Genomic DNA, 16,942 nt, shown 5'->3' with positions numbered 1-16,942 from the left:
TTCCAAAAAGAACGCTTTCGTTCTTTTTAACGAACAAAGCATCAAAAAACAAGGGCGCCACGTTGGCGCCCCTGATTATCAACACCCATTATCGTCATGCGCTATGACCCACTCGTCACGCCGTCGCGGGTTGCGTCTTCTTGGCCAGCAGGAACAAGACGGCCGTGATGGCCGCCCCGATGGCATCGCTGAGCAAGCCAGGATAGATCAATGTCAGCGCCCCCACCGCTGCCAGCAGACGCCAGAACGGATTGAGCGGCCGGCGCAGATAGCCTTCTACCGCCACGGCCAGCAGCAACACGCCAACCACCCCGGTGACGACCACCCACAGGATATTACCCAGCGTGGCGTCGATCATCAGCATGCTGTGCGCGAACACGAACATGTAGGGCACCACGAACCCGGCAACGGCCAGTTTCATGGCCTGGAATCCCGTGGCATTGGGTGAGCCACCGCTGATGCCGGCGCCAGCATAGGCCGCCAGGGCCACCGGCGGCGTCAGGTTGGCGAACAACCCGAAGTAGAACACGAACATGTGCGCCACGAAGATCGCCGTCTCGTTGCTGCCCGCCAGCTCACGGAACAGCGGCAGGTTAAGCAGGATCGGCGCCGCCATGGTGCTGGTAATGATGTAGGTGGGAATGCTCGGCAGCCCCATCCCCAGCACGATGGACGCGATCATGGTCAGAAACAGCGTGACCAGAAGCTGAATCATGGGGATCGGAATCTGCTGCCCCAGGGTGACCACAGCATCGGCAGCATCCAGGGCGATGCCGGTGAGCGTGGCGATCCCCACGATGATACCCACCGCGCCACAGGCGACCGCCACGGGAATGGCGTTGCGCACCCCATCGTGCATGGCATCACGACACTCGGCGATATCCATTTTTTCCGCCACCAGACCGAGCTTGGCACGCACGGCGTTGAGCGCCACCGGCACCGCAATGATCAGGAACAGTGACCAGCGACTCACCGGCATGTTGGGCTGCGCATAACCGGCAAACAATGCCCGCAATTGCGGCTCGAAGATCAACAGCGCCAGAATCGCGCTGATACCCAAGGTGACCCGACGCGTGCCGCAGATCAGCACGGTGGCGGCAATCGACCAGAAGGCCGCGAAGAACGGTGCCCGGCCATCGAACAGCAGCCATAGCAACACCACCATCGGCACCAGCAGATGACCGCGCTTGAGCATCACGGCCTTGAGCGGCGTCAGCTCGGAGCGTGGGATTCCCTCGAGGCCATTGCGCAGAGCCCGCAGGTGCACCTGGAACAACACGCCCAGATAAAACAGCAACGCCGGGATGATGCCGGCCAGTACCACCTGGGTGTAAGGCACCGACAAGACTTCCGCCATGATGAAGGCAGCCGCCCCCATGATCGGCGGCAGGATTTGCCCGCCGACACTCGCCGAGGCCTCAACGGCCCCCGCGAAATTCGGCTTGTAACCGGTGCGCTTCATCAACGGAATAGTGAAAGCGCCCGTGGTCACCACATTGGCGATTGCCGACCCATTGATCGAGCCTAGAAAGCCGCTGGCGATGACCGCCACCTTGGCCGGTCCGCCGCGTGTGTGTCCCGCCACGGCGAGTGCCAAATCGTTGAAGAGCTGACCTAGCCCCGACTTGCCCAGAAAGGCACCGAACAGAATAAACAAAATGATATAGCTGGCCGATACACCGATGGCGGTACCCAGCAAGCCCTCGGTGATGAATACCAGATGCGACATCACCTGGCGGCAGGTGGCCAGGATGATCGATTCGTTCAACTGCGGATAGAACGACAGCTTGGCGTAGAAACCATAGATCAGGAAAATCGTCGCCAGCAGCGTCAAGCCCCATCCCGTGGCACGCCGCGTGGCATCAAGCACCAGTAGAATGGCCAGGAAACCCACCAGCATATCGACATCGTTGATGCGTCCCGCCGAAGCGATGACGCGATCGGATACCACCAGCATGTAGATACCCACGCCGAACGCCAGTACCGCGAGGATGGCGTCTCCCCAAGGGACCCGGTCACGTGCTCCCTTACGGGTCAACGGGTAGAGAATGAACGTCAGACCCAGCAGGGTATACAGGTGGATACTGCGTTGCGCCACATCGACCAGTGGACCGGAGAACGACGTATACAGGTGGAATAGTGCCAGCAATACCGCCAGCCCAGTGACGAATTTAACCACCAGCCCCGGCAGCGCATCGCGCACCAGACTCTCGCGATCGAACTTTTCCAGCGCTTCCTTGACCTCCCGATCATCGTCACTGGCGGGTACGCTTTTATCTTGAGACATAAGGAACCTTTATCCTCGCAAGGCGAGCTATGACGACAACCAGGGCCGCACCAATGCCGGCAATATTCGCCAGAGTGGGGCCCTGCGGATACTGAATGTATAAATCGGCGGCGGAGAGGCATGCGACAGCGCAAACATGTGCCCGGCATAACGCATGCGATAACGCTCGGCGGCGGCTGCCTGGACGGCGAGAGGGTCGACGATACGGTCGATGCCCGTCATCACCACCCAGCCATCCTCGAGGTGTGTTTCCTTACCCGCCGATGCCGGGACGCCTGCCCCAAAGGTTTTGAAACGAGTGCCGGTGATCTCGATCGCGCCACCATCGGTCACCTCGAACCACTCTTCCCAATCTTCCTTCTCGACCGAGTGCGTCCAGCGCAAGGTGAACGATGTCCCCTCCCAGCCCGGGAAGGCATAGCGCCATTGCGACCCTTCACGGACCGCCAACCAAGGCCATGGATACAACACGGTGGCAATCGCCATGATCGCCACCGTGCCGCCGATCCACCAACGCTTACGCGGCATAGTGCATCACACCGCCCGGCCTGGCATCAGGATTGCGCGTCGTCGGCGCTATCCTCGCTCGAGGTATCGTCGGCTTCACCGTCTTCTGAGGACAACGAATCGTAGAATTCCTGAGCCCCCGGATGCACCGGCGCCACCAGCTTCTGATTCATGCTGTCAGGATCGAACTGCTTGAGAGCGCCGACCGAGACGTTCTCGGAGTTGAGATAGTCATAGAAGCGCTGAGTCAGCTCTTCGGCGACGTCATCGCGCATATCGCTGCTCACGATCAGCATGTTGCGAATCGCCACGGTGTCGACTTCTTCGCCGAGATCATAACGCTCGGGCGCGCCCGCCGGCAGTGTATACGTCTCGTAATACGGATAGGCTTCCAGCAGCTTGTCCGCCACATCACCGCTCACCGGCACGAAGGTGATATCGGTACTCTGCATCAATCCGGTGATGCTCGAGTTGGGTACCCCGGAGGTAAAGAAGGCGGCATCAATGTTGCCGTTGCTCATGCCGGTCACGCTATCGGCATATCCGGTATGGCTGACCTGTGCCAGGTCGTCATAGCTCAAGCCGGCGGACTCGATCACCTTGGCGGCGCTCTGCTCGACGCCGGAACCGACCTTGCCCACGCCGACACGCTTACCTTCGAGATCGGCAATGCTCTCGATGCCGCTATCTTCGGTGGCCACGACCTGCACCACGTTGGGATAAAGCCCGGCGAGCGCCTGAATGTCGGCGGGATCACCATCGAACTGGTTTTCGCCGTTGACGGCATCGTAGGCGACATCGCTCATCACGATGGCGATCTGATTGAGACCATCGGTAATGTTGTTGATGTTCTGCACGGACGCGCCAGTGGAAACGACCTGAACGCCATCGACGAGATCGCTGGCTTCGAAGACGCCCTTCAAGGCACCGCCGATGGGATAGTAGGTGCCACCTGTGCCCCCGGTGCCGAAGATCAAGTTGACCGGCTCGACACTCGCGGTCTGCTTGTCACCTTCGCCATTGGTGTCACTGGCATTGTCCGATGCCTGCTCTTCGGAGGCCTGCGAGCTCGTCTCGCCGTTTTGCGTCGTTTCCTCGGTATCGGAGTCACTTCCATCGTCACCGCAACCGGCCAGCAGGGCACCGGAAAGGCCCAACGCCGCCGCCAGCATTAAAGTACGAGTCGCCATAGCGCATCCACCCCTTGATTATCCACGATCCCGTGGTTATTGAATTGTCGACCCCCTAGCTTACGAGCCGCAGCGAGGGGATACCATGGCGACGCCCCGTCTTACGACTAAAGTCTAACTCTCTTTGGAATCGCGAGATAAGACACGCTGAACCAGACGGCCGATCGTCAGCCCCTGAGCCAGGATCGAAAAGAGAACGATGATATAGGTCACCATCACGATGGTATTGCGATAGTCGCTCTCGGGCAGCCCCAGCGCCAGCGCCACCGAAATGCCACCGCGCAGCCCACCCCAGGTGAGCACCTGCGTGGTTCCGGGACGATAGTGGATCCAACGCTTCAACGTCATCAGTGGCAAACCGATAGTAATCAGGCGAGTCGCCAGGATGACGACGATCACCGGCCCCGCCACGATCAGATACGACCATTCGAAAGGAATCAGTAGCAGTTCGAGACCGATCAGCACGAACAGCACCGCGTTGAGAATCTCGTCGATCAGTTCCCAGAAGCCATCGACGTAACGCCGCGTGGTGTCCGACATGGCATGCTCGCGGCCGCGATTGCCGATGAACAACCCGGCGATGACCATCGAGATGGGCCCCGACACCTGTAGATGCGTCGCCAGTGTATAGCCGCCGAGTACCAGCGCCAGACTGACCAGCACCTCGATCTGATATTGATCGATGCTCTTCATCAGCCAATAGGCGACATATCCCATGACCAATCCGAGTAGCGCCCCGCCGCCGGCTTCTTCCAGGAACAGCGTCGCGGAGTGCATGACCGTCAGCGTTTCGGTCGCCGTCGCCGCCCCCAGCATCATGGTGAACACCACCACCGCGACACCGTCGTTGAACAACGACTCGCCGACGATCTTGATCTCCATATCCTCGGGGGCGCCCGCACTGCGCATGATACCGAGCACCGCAATGGGGTCAGTCGGCGCAATCAACGCGCCGAAGACCAGGCAGTAGAGATAGGGGACATCGATATGAAAGGTACGAAAGAGCCACCAGGCCGCGCTGCCGACCGCCAGAGTCGAGATCACCACGCCAATGGTGGCGAGAAAACCGATCGAGTAGCGATAGCGTTTGAGCTTGGTGATATCGACATGCAAGGCGCCTGCGAACAGCAAAAACGACAGCATGCCGTCCATCAGCAAGGCATTGAAGTTTATCTGCCCCAGCCAGGCTTCGGCCCAGTCGGTGATCGCATCGAAACCGGTATGACTCAGGACGATCAACAGCACCGACGCCACCAGCGAGATGAACATCACGCCGATCGTCGCCGGTAGCTTGATGAAGCGATAGTTGAACCACGCGAACAGCGCGGTGATCGTAATGAAGACTGCTGCGATTTCCAGCATGCAAAGGCTTCCCTGTCATTGCCAACCCGATAATCAATCAAAAAAGCGGACCCGGGAACCCGGATCCGCTATGCCGTCATACCGTCGCTTGTCGATCAAGCCTCATACGTCGGCTATTACCAGTCGGCTTCCCATCACAGTCCAGCTGCCTGCCGCAAGGCATCGGCACGATCGACCTTTTCCCAAGGGAACGCCGTGAAGGTCTCGGTCTTCTTCTCACCGTTGGCATCGGTCCAGGTGTAGCTGTGCTCGAACGGCTCGCGACCGAAGTGACCGTAAGCCGCCGTTAGCTGATACATGGGATGCAGCAGGTTGAGCATGCTGGTAATCGCGTTCGGACGCAGGTCGAAGTGCTCGCGAATCAGTTCGACGATCTTGGCATCGCTGATCTTCCCGGTACCGAAGGTATCCACCGAGACAGAGGTCGGCTCGGCCACGCCGATGGCGTAGGAGATCTGAATCTCGCAGCGCTCGGCGAGGCCGGCGGCGACGATATTCTTGGCCACGTAACGGCCGGCATAGGCCGCGCTGCGGTCGACCTTCGACGGGTCCTTGCCCGAGAACGCCCCACCGCCATGACGCGCCATGCCGCCGTAGGTATCGACGATGATCTTGCGCCCCGTCAGGCCGCAGTCGCCCACCGGACCCCCGATGACGAAGTTGCCGGTCGGGTTGATGTGGTACTTGGTGTTCTCGGTCAACCATTCGGCGGGAATCACTTGCTCGATGATCTCGCGCTTGACCATGTCACGCAGTTCATCCTGATCGATGTCAGGATCGTGCTGGGTGGACAGCACGATGGCATCGACGCTACACGGCTTGCCGTGCTCGTCGTAGCGGAACGTCAATTGGCTCTTGGCATCCGGACGCAGCCACGGCAGCAAGCCGTGCTTGCGCAGCTCGGCTTGGCGCTCCACCAGACGGTGAGAATAGTGGATCGGCGCCGGCATATAGGAGTCGGTCTCGTCGGTAGCGTAGCCGAACATCAACCCCTGATCGCCCGCGCCCTGATCTTCGGGCTTGGAGCGGTCGACGCCCTGGGCAATATCCACGCTCTGCTTGCCGATCAGGTTGAGCACGCCACAGGTGTTGCCATCGAAGCCCACCTCCGAAGAGGTGTAACCGATGTCGTTGATGACGTTACGCACCAAGTCTTCCAGGTCCACCCAGGCAGACGTGGTGATCTCGCCGGCGACGATGGCGACACCGGTCTTGACCATGGTTTCACAGGCGACGCGCGCCTGCTTGTCGCGGGCGATGATGGCATCCAGCACCGCATCGGAAATCTGATCGGCGATTTTGTCCGGGTGGCCCTCGGAAACGGACTCGGAAGTAAACAGGGAGTATTCGCTCATGGCGTCCTCGACTCTCTCTATCACATGCTGGCGAGCCGGAACACGACCGCCATCGTTAAGGAGATAAAATTACGTCGTCAGCCAATGGCGATGTCGGCACGACGCATGAAAGGTCCGGCGCGAGACGAGGCCGGCTCGGGGGTGCAAAGTTTACACGCTGGATGACTAGCTGCCTAGCGATTGGCCATCGCTGGCATTTGCTGCCACGTGGCTTCTCGGCGACAATAACGCACCGCTTTACCCGATGCCCGCAGGCGAGGAGCTAGCCAATGCCGTCCCGTTTCGAAATGGCCAATGCCATTCGTGCCCTGTCCATGGATGCCGTCCAGAAAGCCAACTCCGGCCACCCCGGCGCTCCCATGGGCATGGCCGACATCGCGCAGGTGCTATGGAATGACTATCTTGCGCACAACCCGGCCAATCCCCACTGGGCCAACCGCGATCGTTTCGTACTCTCCAACGGTCACGGCTCGATGCTGCTCTACTCACTCTTGCACTTGACGGGCCACGGCATCTCGCTGGAAGACCTGCAGAACTTCCGCCAGTTGCACTCCAAAACCGCCGGGCACCCGGAACTCGGCTATGCGCCGGGCATCGAGACCACCACCGGGCCGCTGGGCCAGGGCCTGGCCAACGCCGTAGGCATGGCCATCGCCGAGCGCACCCTCGCCGCACAGTTCAATCGCGCCGGTCATACGATCGTCGACCACTATACCTACGTGTTCGTCGGCGATGGGTGCCTGATGGAAGGCATCTCGCACGAAGTCTCCTCGTTGGCGGGCACGCAGGGATTGGGCAAGTTGATCGCCTTCTACGATGCCAACGGCATCTCCATCGACGGTGAAGTCGAAGGCTGGTTCACCGACGACACCGCCAAGCGTTTCGAGGCCTACGGCTGGCACGTGGTGCCCAACGTCGACGGCCACGACCCCGAGGCGGTCAAGGCCGCCATCGAGCTGGCCCGCACCAACGACGACAAACCCAGCATGATCATCTGCAAGACGATCATCGGTTTCGGTGCGCCCAACAAGCAGGGTAAGGAAGAAGCCCATGGTGCGGCGCTGGGCGACGACGAAGTCGCCGCCGCCCGCGAACAGCTCGGCTGGTCGCATCCGCCGTTCCACGTGCCGGAAGACATCTACCAAGCCTGGGATGCCACCCAGCGCGGCGCCGAGGCCGAAGCCAACTGGAACGAGCGCTTCACACGCTATCAAGCGGCCTATCCCGAGGAAGCCCGCGAGCTCGAGCGCCGCCTCAAGGGTGAACTGCCGGCGACGCTGACCAGCGAAAAGCTCATCGAAGACGCCCAGGAAAAAGGCGAAAGCATTGCCTCGCGCAAGGCCTCGCTGGCATGTCTCAACGAGCTCGGCCCGCAACTACCCGAGCTACTCGGCGGCAGCGCCGATCTGGCGCCGTCCAACCTGACCTTCTGGAAGGGCGCCAAGGCCATCACGCAGTCCGAGGCCAGCGGCAACTACCTGCACTACGGGGTGCGCGAGTTCGGCATGGCCGCGATCATGAACGGTATCGCCCTGCATGGCGGCTTCGTGACTTATGGCGCTACCTTCCTGATCTTCATGGAATACATGCGCAACGCCGTGCGCATGGCAGCGCTGATGGGCCAGCAGGTCATCCACGTCTTCACCCACGACTCCATCGGTCTCGGCGAAGACGGCCCCACGCACCAGCCCATCGAACAGCTCACCACGCTGCGCTCGACGCCCAACCTGTCCACCTGGCGCCCCTGCGATGCCGTGGAAACCGCTGTCTCCTGGGATGCGGCGCTCAAGCGTCAGGCCGGCCCCACCGCGCTGATATTCTCACGCCAGGGCTTGCCCCATCAGGCCCGCGACAAGCAACAACTGGCCAATATCGAGCGCGGTGGCTACGTCCTTAAGGATTGCGACGGGACGCCGGCGTTGATCCTTATCGCCACCGGCTCCGAAGTCGGCCTGGCGATGGATGCCGCCAGCGAGCTGGAAAGCGCAGGCAAACGCGTGCGCGTGGTGTCCATGCCCTCCACCGACACCTTCGACGCCCAGGACGCCGACTATCGCGAATCGGTCCTGCCGCGTGGCGTCACCGCACGCCTGGCCATCGAGGCCGGTCATCGTGACTTCTGGTTCAAGTACGTGGGCCTCGAAGGCAATGTCGTCGGCATGAGCACTTTCGGCGAATCCGCCCCTGCCGGCGATCTGTTCAAGCACTTCGGCTTCACCGTCGACAACGTCGTCGCCAAGGCCAAGGCGCTGCTGGCATGACGCGCCCGGCCTGGCGCCATTCGCCAGGCCTTTAATGCTCGTCGCATAACGTCAACGCCCGGCAAGTGCCGGGCGTTTGTATGTCGCGCCGCCACGCGACGGGCTATCGGCTAACGCTCAGTCGTCGAGATACTGACCATGCAGCACACGGTCGGCGGGTCCCAGCCGGCTGGCGGCGGTATTGTGCTGATGCCAATACGGATACAGCAGGTCCGGGCGGCCAGCTTTCTCGATGGCGGCGATTTCGTCAGGCTTGAGCGTGAGACCCGCGCTGGCCAGGTTGTCCTTGAGCTGCTCGTCCTTGCGCGCGCCGATCACTGCCGTGGACACGCCGCTGCGCGACAGCGTCCAGGCCAGCGCCACTTGGGCGGCTGACACGCCATGACCGTCGGCCACCTCGACCAGGACGTCGATCAAGTCGAAGAGCTTGTCCTCGTCGTGGATCGGCGGCTCGGTCCAGCCCTGGCTGAACCGCGTGCCATCGAGATGGCGCTGGTCGCGGCGATACTTGCCTGACAGCAAGCCGCCAGCCAGCGGGCTCCAGACCATGGTCCCCAGCCCCTGATCGACGGCCGCCGGCATCAGCTCATACTCGGCGTCGCGGGCCTGAGCGGTATAGTGGATCTGCTGGCAGATGGGCTTGATGAAGTTGTGCCGTTCGCAGATCTGGAGCGCCTTCATGACGTGCCAGGCGGACCAGTTAGAAACGCCGTAATAGCGAATCTTGCCGTCGCGCACCAGCTGATCCATGGTGCCCAGCGTCTCCTCCAGCGGCGTACTGCCATCCCACTGGTGCATGAGGTACAAATCCAGCCAATCGGTCCGCAGGCGTCGCAGGCTGGCCTCGCACTGCCGCAGGATATGATGCCGCGATAGGCCCTCGTCGTTGGGGCCATCGCCCATCGGGAAACGCACCTTGCTGGCCACCAGTACCGAATCACGACGATCCGCCAGCACCTCGCCGAGAATCTCCTCGGAACGCCCTTCCGAATACATGTTAGCGGTATCGAAGAAGTTGACGCCCTGCTCGGTGGCCAGATCGACTTGGCGCTTGGCGCCGGCGATATCGGTCTCGCCGACGCTGGCCATCTTGCCGACGCCGCCGAAGGTCATGGTGCCAAGCGTCAATGAAGAAACGCGCAGGCCGGAATGGCCGAGATGACGATATTCCATGTTGCTCTCCTGACTCGATGACGAAATCACAGCCGTCCACTGGACGACCGCTTGGGCACTATCACGCCTCCCGTGTGGGAGGCGCCATGAACTCGGGGCCTACGGGGTCGGTGACGTGCGCTTCAATGATGGCGTCGATGTCGCGCAAGTCGCTAGCGGTCAGCGACCAGTCGGCAAGCGCATCCAGCGGCGTCACCTGATCCGGCCGCCGTGCGCCCCACAGGGCGATGGCGTTGGGATGGGAATCCAGCACCCAGCGCACCGCCAGGGCCAATACCGGCTTGTCGTGGCGCTCGCGGGCGAGTTGCGCCAACGCCTCGACCGCCGCAAGGTACTGCGCGAAGCGGGGCGATTGGAACTTGGGGTCGGATTGACGCAGGTCATCGCCGGTGAAGGTCGAATCCGCGTGCATCTTGCCCGTGAGCAGGCCACGGCACAGCGCGCCATAAGCCAGAAAAACCAGCCCTTCGCGTTGCGAATAGGGGATGATCTCCCGTTCGGCATCGCGTTCGAACAGATTGAGCGGTGGCTGCACGCTGTGCAGCGGCGCCACCTGGCGAAAGGCCTCGCACTGCTCGGCGGTAAAGTTGCTGACGCCGATGGCGCGGATCTTGCCATCCCGGTACAAGCGACGCATGGCGTCGGCGGTTTCCTCCATCGGCACCCGTGGATCTGGCCAATGGATCTGATAAAGACCGATAGCATCGGTGCGCAGGCGTCGCAGCGAGTCTTCCACTTCCTTTTCGATGCGCGCCGCCGATGCATTGCGCACCACGCCCTCGCGGCCTTCTTGCCACTCCAACGCCGTCTTGGTGGCGAGCACTACCTTGTCGTGCTGCCCGTACTCGGCCAGTGCGCGGCCGACGACCTCCTCGGAATGCCCGAAGCCATAGGCCGGCGCGGTGTCGATCAAGGTGATGCCGCGATCCAAGGCGGCGTGAATGGTCCGAATGGCGTTGGCATCGTCGGTGCCACCCCATTTCCAACCGCCGATCGCCCAGGTGCCAAGCCCCACGCGTGACGGCGCAAGCTCGGTACCCGGTATCGTGACGCTTTCCATGTCGCTCTCCTTTGCCTGTCGGCGGCATGCGTGCCGCTTCCTCGGAACGCTATCCAGCGTGGTCGCCGGCGGCGGCTTTGGCAAGGCCTACAGGAGAGAGCGGCAACGTGGGCAAGTACTTACGTGCCCCGCGTCAAGGAGGGGCAGCGCGTCGAGCAAGGCGCGCCGACCCCGCGCACCCTGTGCGGAGGCAGGTATCGACACGCCATTAGGGAGTGAATCTCAGAACGCCCAGTCTTCGTCCTCGGTACGCTCCGAACGTCCGATGACGTAGGAGGAGCCGGAGCCGGAGAAGAAGTCGTGGTTTTCCTCCGCCCCAGGTGAAAGCGCCGCTAGGATCGCCGGATTGACCGACTCGGCCGCGCCGGGGAACAGCGACTCATAGCCCAGGTTCATCAACGCCTTGTTGGCGTTGTAGTGCAAGAACGCCTTGACCTCTTCGGTGAGCCCCACGTCGTCGTAGAGCGATTCCGTGTACTGCACCTCGTTGTCGTAGAGCTCAAGCAGCAGATCGAAGGTGGCGTCCTTGATCTCTTGCTGGCGCTCGGCGCTCTCCTTGGCCAGCGCCTGCTGGAACTTGTAGCCGATGTAGTAGCCGTGGACCGCTTCGTCGCGAATGATCAGACGAATCAGATCGGCGGTATTGGTCAACTTGCCGCGACTGGCCCAGTACATCGGCAGATAGAAACCGGAGTAGAACAAGAACGACTCGAGGAAGACGCTGGCGACCTTGCGCATCAGCGGATCATCCATGCGATAGCGATTGAGTATCAGCTCGGCCTTGTGCTGCAGGTGCGTATTTTCCTCGCTCCAGCGGTAGGCGTCGTCGACATCGCGCGTCGCACACAGCGTCGAGAAGATCGAGCTGTAGGAGCGCGCGTGCACCGACTCCATGAAGCTGATGTTGGTGAACACCGCTTCTTCGTGGGGCGTCACAGCATCCTCGATCAGCACCGGCGCGCCGATGGTGCCCTGAATGGTGTCGAGCAACGTAAGCCCGGTGAAGACGCGAATGGTCAGCGTCTGTTCCTGCTCAGTCAGCGTGTTCCACGCGCTCACGTCGTTAGACAACGGCACCTTCTCGGGCAGCCAGAAGTTGGCGGTCAGCCGGTTCCAGACCTCCAGGTCCTTCTCGTCCTGCAGGCGGTTCCAGTTGATGGCATTGACGCGCGTCAGATGACGCGGTGTCGCGGTAGCGGTCATATCCATGAGAGTATTCTCGTTCGGTTGGCGCCGGAATATCTGGCTCCGGAGCATCGCTCGATTGAATCAAAACGGCTTAGTCAACGGCAGATTTCAGTCGACGTTTGCAAAATTAGCGAGCGATGGCCAGGCAAGGCGAAAGTCGGCGAAAGGACGGAGTTTACTGGGCGTAAATGAGTACCTTAAGCCGACTTTCAACACAGCATGGCCGAGCTCAGCAATTTTGCCTTCTTACAGCGTGCAGGAAACGCAGCCCTCGACTTCCGTCCCTTCCAGCGCAGCCTGACGCAGACGCACGTAATAAAGCGTCTTGATACCCTGACGCCAGGCGTAGATCTGCGCCCGGTTGATGTCGCGCGTGGTCGCGGTATCGCGGAAGAACAGCGTCAGCGACAGTCCCTGATCGACGTGACGGGTGGCCTCGGCATAGGTATCGATGATCTTCTCGGGGCCGATCTCGTAGGCGTCCTGGTAGTATTCCTGGTTGTCGTCGTTGAGATACGGCGCCGGATAATAGACACGCCCCAGTTTGCCTTCCTTGCGGATCTCGATCTTCGACACTACCGGGTGAATGCTCGACGTCGAATGGTTGATATAGGAAATCGAACCGGTCGGCGGCACCGCCTGAAGATTGCGGTTGAAGAGCCCGTGCGCCATGACCGACGCCTTGAGCTCGCGCCAGTCGTTCTGACTCGGAATATGAATCCCGGCCTTGTCGAACAGCTCGCGGACACGCGCGGTACGCGGGCCCCACGCCTGCTCGGTGTACTTGTCGAAATACACGCCGCTGGCGTAGTCCGAGTCCGCGAAGCCGGCGAAGGCCACGCCCCGTTCGATCGCCAACTGGTTGGAAGCGCGCAGCGCATGATAGGTCACGGTGTAGAAGTACAGATTGGTGAAATCCAAGCCTTCTTCGCTGCCGTAATGCATATGCTCACGCGCCAGGTAACCATGCAGGTTCATCTGCCCCAGGCCGATGGCATGCGAATGCTTGTTGGCCTCGGCAATCGACGGCACCGAGCGGATATCGCTCATCTCGGAGACCGCCGTCAGCCCGCGAATCGCGGTCTCGACCGTGGCCCCGAAATCCGAGGAATCCATGGTCCTGGCGATGTTCAACGAGCCAAGATTGCAGGAGATGTCCTCGCCGATACGCTCATAGCCCAGATCCGCATCGTAATCGGACGGCGTGTTGACCTGCAGGATCTCCGAGCACAGGTTGCTCATGTTGATGCGCCCGGCGATGGGATTGGCACGATTCACCGTGTCCTCGAACATCACATACGGATAGCCCGACTCGAACTGAACCTCCGCCAGCGTCTGGAAAAGCTCCCGCGCGTTGATCTTGGTCTTGCGAATACGCGCGTCGTCGACCATCTCGGCGTACTTCTCGGTGACGCTGATGTCGCCGAACGGCTTGCCGTAGACCTTCTCCACGTCATAGGGCGAGAACAGGTACATCGGTTCGTTGCGCCTGGCCAGCTCAAAGGTGATATCGGGAATCACCACGCCCAGCGACAACGTCTTGATGCGAATCTTCTCGTCGGCGTTTTCGCGCTTGGTGTCGAGAAAACGCAGGATGTCCGGATGATGCGCGTTGAGATACACCGCGCCGGCGCCCTGACGCGCGCCCAACTGGTTGGCGTAGGAAAAAGCGTCTTCGAGCATCTTCATGATCGGGATGATGCCCGAGGACTGGTTCTCGATATGCTTGATCGGCGCCCCGGCCTCGCGGATGTTACTGAGCAGAAACGCGACACCGCCGCCACGCTTGGAAAGCTGCAGCGCCGAATTGATGGAGCGCCCGATGGACTCCATATTGTCCTCGATGCGCAATAGGAAGCACGAGACCAGCTCGCCGCGCTGCTTCTTGCCGCAATTGAGAAACGTCGGCGTGGCCGGCTGGAAGCGCCCATGGATGATTTCATCCATCAACTGCCGCGCCACCGTCTCGTCACCCTGCGCCAAGGTCAGCGCCACCATGCACACCCGGTCCTCGAAACGCTCGAGGTAACGGCGCCCATCGAAGGTCTTGAGCGTATAACTGGTGTAGTACTTGAATGCGCCGAGGAAGCTCTGGAAGCGGAATTTCACGGCATAGGCGCGCTCGAACAGCGACTTGATGAAGGCGAAGTCGTACTGGTCGAGCACCTCTTTCTCGTAATAGTCCTCCGCCACCAGATACTCGAGTTTTTCCGCCAGCGAATGGAAGAAAACCGTATTCTGATTGACGTGCTGCAGGAAGTACTGACGCGACGCCTCGCGGTCTGCCTGCAGTTGCAGGCGCCCCTCATTGTCGTAGAGGTTGAGCATCGCGTTGAGGGCATGATAGTCCAGCGTCTGCGTCGCGCGGCTCAGCTCGACGGAGGACGTGTTCTCGGTAGTTTCCACAGTGTCATCCAGCATCTGTCATCTCCGCCGCCAGGCAACTATTCACCTTGGCGACATCCTCGGGCATTCCCATCAATTCGAAGCGGTGCAGCAACGGCACCTGGCACTTGTGCGCGACCACGCGACCGGCCAGGCCGAAGGCGGCACCGAAGTTGGTATTGCCAGCGGCCACCACGCCTTCGATCAGGGCCCGGTTGTGGGGGTCGTTCAAGAACCGGATCACCGGTCCCGGTACTGCCGTGCGTGGATCGCCATCGCCGTATGTCGGCAAGATCAGGATATAGGGGCGTTCCACGCGCAGCGGGGCATCGTTACGGCTACGCGGGATGGCCTGCGCCGGCACGTCGAGCTTTTCGACGAAGCGCCGCGTATTGCCCGATTGCGTGGAAAAGTACACTACATCGCGCATGCTGCCCCCTTCCTCTCACGCGAGCTGGCGAATCAGCTCGGGACGAAAACCTGACCAATGCTGCGATTCCGCCGCCACGACCACCGGCAACTGGCGATAGCCCAGCGATTCGACGGTTCGTACCGCTTCGGGGTCCTTGCTGATATCCACCACCGTGTAGTCGAGCCCCTGCTTATCGAGGGCGCGATAGGTGGCGTGGCACTGCATGCAATCCGGCTTGCTGTAAATCTTGATGCTCATGAGAATGATAAGCCTTTGTTTTCGCAAAGAAGCGTTTCGGACAAAAAACAATCGATCAGGGATGACGCGATGCCGTATCAGGCACCGCGTCTCAATACACCATATATGGTAGTACAAAACGAGATAGAGTGTATATCTAGTAAGGTAAAGGAACGTATCGGGTGGTGCGGCCCTGTCTACGACAGGCGGCGCCATGACGCCGTTGAGGAACGCGCCACGGGAAACGGACGCGACAATGGGCCGCGACCTTAGGCTATATACGACAAGTCGGCAAGACGACCCGGCAAGACCGAGTCGTCATTCAGTGTCACTGGGGTGTCTTGGATCAGGCGAGCGTCTTGGATCAGGCGATAGTGACTTCAAAGGACAGGTAGACATCCTGAATGGCGTTGAGCAGTTCGACGCCTTCGTTCATCGGCTTCTGGAACGCCTTGCGCCCGGAAATCAGCCCCATGCCGCCAGCGCGCTTGTTGATCACGGCCGTGCGAACCGCCTCACCGAGATCGGAATGCCCCTTGGAGCCACCGCCGGAATTGATCAGTCCGGCACGCCCCATGAAGCAGTTTGCCACCTGGTAGCGGGCCAGATCCACGGGGTTGTCGCTGGTCAGCTCGTCGTAGACCTTGTCGTGGGTATGCCCGAAACCGACGGCACGATAGCCGCCGTTGTTCTCCGGCAGCTTCTGTTTGACGATATCCGCCTTGAGCGTCGCCGCCATATGAACCGCCTGACCAGTCAAGTCCGAGGCGACGTGATAGTCCGTACCCTCGTGCTTGAACGCCGGATTGCGCAGGTAAGACCACAGCACGGTCACCATGCCCAGCTCATGTGCGCGCTCGAAGGCCTCGCTGATTTCCTGAATCTGGCGCCGACTCTCGGGCGAGCCGAAGTAGATGGTTGCACCCACCGCCACGCAGCCCATGTCGTGCGCCTGTTCGACCTGCGCGAACAGCGTCTGATCAAACATCGCCGGATAGGTCAGCGTCTCATTGTGGTTGAGCTTGAGCATGAAGGGGATCTTGTGCGCATAACGGCGCGCCACCGAGGACAGTACGCCCAGCGTCGAGGCCACGCCGTTGCAGCCGCCTTCGATGGCCAACTCGACGATGTTCTTGGGATCGAAGTACTGGGGATTGGACGCGAACGACGCCCCGGCGGAGTGCTCGATCCCCTGATCGACCGGCAGGAAACTCAGATAGCCGGTTCCCGCCAGGCGGCCATGATTGAAAAGCGTCTGCATGTTGCGCAGCACATGCGGGCTGCGGTCGTTTTCCGACATCACCCGATCGATGAAATCCGGCCCCGGCAGGTATAAATCTTCCTTGCGAAACGTCTGGCATTGGTGCTCCAGCAGTGTTTCCGCCTCAGCCCCCAAGAGCCTTGCGATATCGGTCATGTAATCCCCTCCCTGTCATCTTCATCCAAGCCTGGCTATACGCACGACGTGGCAGCCGACACGCTCATCAGGCTGGCACATGCGTGTGGAGCATAGCAATTCACGCTC

At 60.9% G+C, this 16,942-nt stretch carries 13 protein-coding genes; 1 reads left to right on the top strand and 12 read right to left on the bottom strand.

The window, feature by feature from the left end:
- Positions 1-115: 115 nt before the first annotated feature.
- The 5 genes from L1071_RS10430 to metK form a co-directional block, all read right to left on the bottom strand.
- Positions 116-2,287, bottom strand: coding sequence for a TRAP transporter permease (locus tag L1071_RS10430; protein WP_246974429.1), 2,172 nt, complete (start codon positions 2,285-2,287; stop codon positions 116-118).
- Positions 2,288-2,314: 27 nt separating this feature from the next.
- Positions 2,315-2,815 carry a DUF1850 domain-containing protein gene (locus L1071_RS10425; RefSeq protein ID WP_246974427.1) on the bottom strand — a complete coding sequence of 167 codons (501 nt, stop codon included), beginning with the start codon at positions 2,813-2,815 and terminating at the stop codon, positions 2,315-2,317.
- 26 nt (positions 2,816-2,841) lie between these two features.
- Positions 2,842-3,984 carry a TAXI family TRAP transporter solute-binding subunit gene (locus tag L1071_RS10420; RefSeq protein ID WP_246974425.1) on the bottom strand — a complete coding sequence of 381 codons (1,143 nt, stop codon included), beginning with the start codon at positions 3,982-3,984 and terminating at the stop codon, positions 2,842-2,844.
- 114 nt (positions 3,985-4,098) lie between these two features.
- A complete protein-coding gene (locus L1071_RS10415; RefSeq protein WP_246974423.1) occupies positions 4,099-5,346 on the bottom strand; it encodes a cation:proton antiporter in 1,248 nt (415 codons plus the stop codon).
- A gap of 134 nt (positions 5,347-5,480) precedes the next feature.
- A complete protein-coding gene (gene metK / locus L1071_RS10410; protein WP_246974421.1) occupies positions 5,481-6,701 on the bottom strand; it encodes a methionine adenosyltransferase in 1,221 nt (406 codons plus the stop codon).
- Positions 6,702-6,970: 269 nt separating this feature from the next.
- Here metK and tkt point away from each other — a divergent pair, with 269 nt between their 5' ends.
- Positions 6,971-8,962 (top strand): transketolase, encoded by a 1,992-nt coding sequence (gene tkt / locus L1071_RS10405; RefSeq protein WP_246974418.1) that lies wholly within the window; start codon positions 6,971-6,973, stop codon positions 8,960-8,962.
- 117 nt (positions 8,963-9,079) lie between these two features.
- Here tkt and L1071_RS10400 read toward each other — a convergent pair whose 3' ends face one another.
- The 7 genes from L1071_RS10400 to L1071_RS10370 form a co-directional block, all read right to left on the bottom strand.
- On the bottom strand, positions 9,080-10,135 hold the full coding sequence (locus L1071_RS10400) for an aldo/keto reductase (protein ID WP_246974416.1): 1,056 nt from the start codon (positions 10,133-10,135) through the stop codon (positions 9,080-9,082).
- A 61-nt stretch (positions 10,136-10,196) separates the two neighbouring features.
- Positions 10,197-11,195, bottom strand: a complete 999-nt coding sequence (locus L1071_RS10395) for an aldo/keto reductase (RefSeq protein ID WP_246974387.1) — start codon at positions 11,193-11,195, stop codon at positions 10,197-10,199.
- Between the two features lie 222 nt (positions 11,196-11,417).
- Positions 11,418-12,398: a class 1b ribonucleoside-diphosphate reductase subunit beta gene (gene nrdF, locus L1071_RS10390; protein ID WP_246974490.1), complete on the bottom strand. Its 981-nt coding sequence runs from the start codon at positions 12,396-12,398 to the stop codon at positions 11,418-11,420.
- Between the two features lie 231 nt (positions 12,399-12,629).
- Complete coding sequence (nrdE, locus tag L1071_RS10385; RefSeq protein WP_246974378.1) at positions 12,630-14,804, bottom strand: class 1b ribonucleoside-diphosphate reductase subunit alpha; 2,175 nt, start codon at positions 14,802-14,804, stop codon at positions 12,630-12,632.
- Positions 14,794-15,198: a class Ib ribonucleoside-diphosphate reductase assembly flavoprotein NrdI gene (nrdI, locus tag L1071_RS10380; RefSeq protein ID WP_246974374.1), complete on the bottom strand. Its 405-nt coding sequence runs from the start codon at positions 15,196-15,198 to the stop codon at positions 14,794-14,796. The genes nrdE and nrdI overlap by 11 nt, the downstream gene beginning before the upstream one ends.
- A 15-nt stretch (positions 15,199-15,213) precedes the next feature.
- Complete coding sequence (gene nrdH, locus L1071_RS10375) at positions 15,214-15,438, bottom strand: glutaredoxin-like protein NrdH (RefSeq protein WP_246974357.1); 225 nt, start codon at positions 15,436-15,438, stop codon at positions 15,214-15,216.
- A gap of 343 nt (positions 15,439-15,781) precedes the next feature.
- Positions 15,782-16,834, bottom strand: a complete 1,053-nt coding sequence (locus tag L1071_RS10370; RefSeq protein WP_246974342.1) for a class I fructose-bisphosphate aldolase — start codon at positions 16,832-16,834, stop codon at positions 15,782-15,784.
- Positions 16,835-16,942: the final 108 nt, after the last annotated feature.

It is taken from the genome of Chromohalobacter sarecensis (genome assembly GCF_023061135.1).
Lineage (GTDB): Bacteria > Pseudomonadota > Gammaproteobacteria > Pseudomonadales > Halomonadaceae > Chromohalobacter > Chromohalobacter sarecensis.
Note: the sequence above shows the minus strand (reverse complement) of the source record. Positions and strands in the feature narration are given on the sequence as shown.

Coding starts and splice junctions, on each gene's coding strand:
- L1071_RS10430 (WP_246974429.1), bottom strand. CDS start 2,287: ATGTCTCAAGATAAAAGCGTACCCGCCAGTGACGATGATCGGGAGGTC.
- L1071_RS10425 (WP_246974427.1), bottom strand. CDS start 2,815: ATGCCGCGTAAGCGTTGGTGGATCGGCGGCACGGTGGCGATCATGGCG.
- L1071_RS10420 (WP_246974425.1), bottom strand. CDS start 3,984: ATGGCGACTCGTACTTTAATGCTGGCGGCGGCGTTGGGCCTTTCCGGT.
- L1071_RS10415 (WP_246974423.1), bottom strand. CDS start 5,346: ATGCTGGAAATCGCAGCAGTCTTCATTACGATCACCGCGCTGTTCGCG.
- metK (WP_246974421.1), bottom strand. CDS start 6,701: ATGAGCGAATACTCCCTGTTTACTTCCGAGTCCGTTTCCGAGGGCCAC.
- tkt (WP_246974418.1), top strand. CDS start 6,971: ATGCCGTCCCGTTTCGAAATGGCCAATGCCATTCGTGCCCTGTCCATG.
- L1071_RS10400 (WP_246974416.1), bottom strand. CDS start 10,135: ATGGAATATCGTCATCTCGGCCATTCCGGCCTGCGCGTTTCTTCATTG.
- L1071_RS10395 (WP_246974387.1), bottom strand. CDS start 11,195: ATGGAAAGCGTCACGATACCGGGTACCGAGCTTGCGCCGTCACGCGTG.
- nrdF (WP_246974490.1), bottom strand. CDS start 12,398: ATGACCGCTACCGCGACACCGCGTCATCTGACGCGCGTCAATGCCATC.
- nrdE (WP_246974378.1), bottom strand. CDS start 14,804: ATGCTGGATGACACTGTGGAAACTACCGAGAACACGTCCTCCGTCGAG.
- nrdI (WP_246974374.1), bottom strand. CDS start 15,198: ATGCGCGATGTAGTGTACTTTTCCACGCAATCGGGCAATACGCGGCGC.
- nrdH (WP_246974357.1), bottom strand. CDS start 15,438: ATGAGCATCAAGATTTACAGCAAGCCGGATTGCATGCAGTGCCACGCC.
- L1071_RS10370 (WP_246974342.1), bottom strand. CDS start 16,834: ATGACCGATATCGCAAGGCTCTTGGGGGCTGAGGCGGAAACACTGCTG.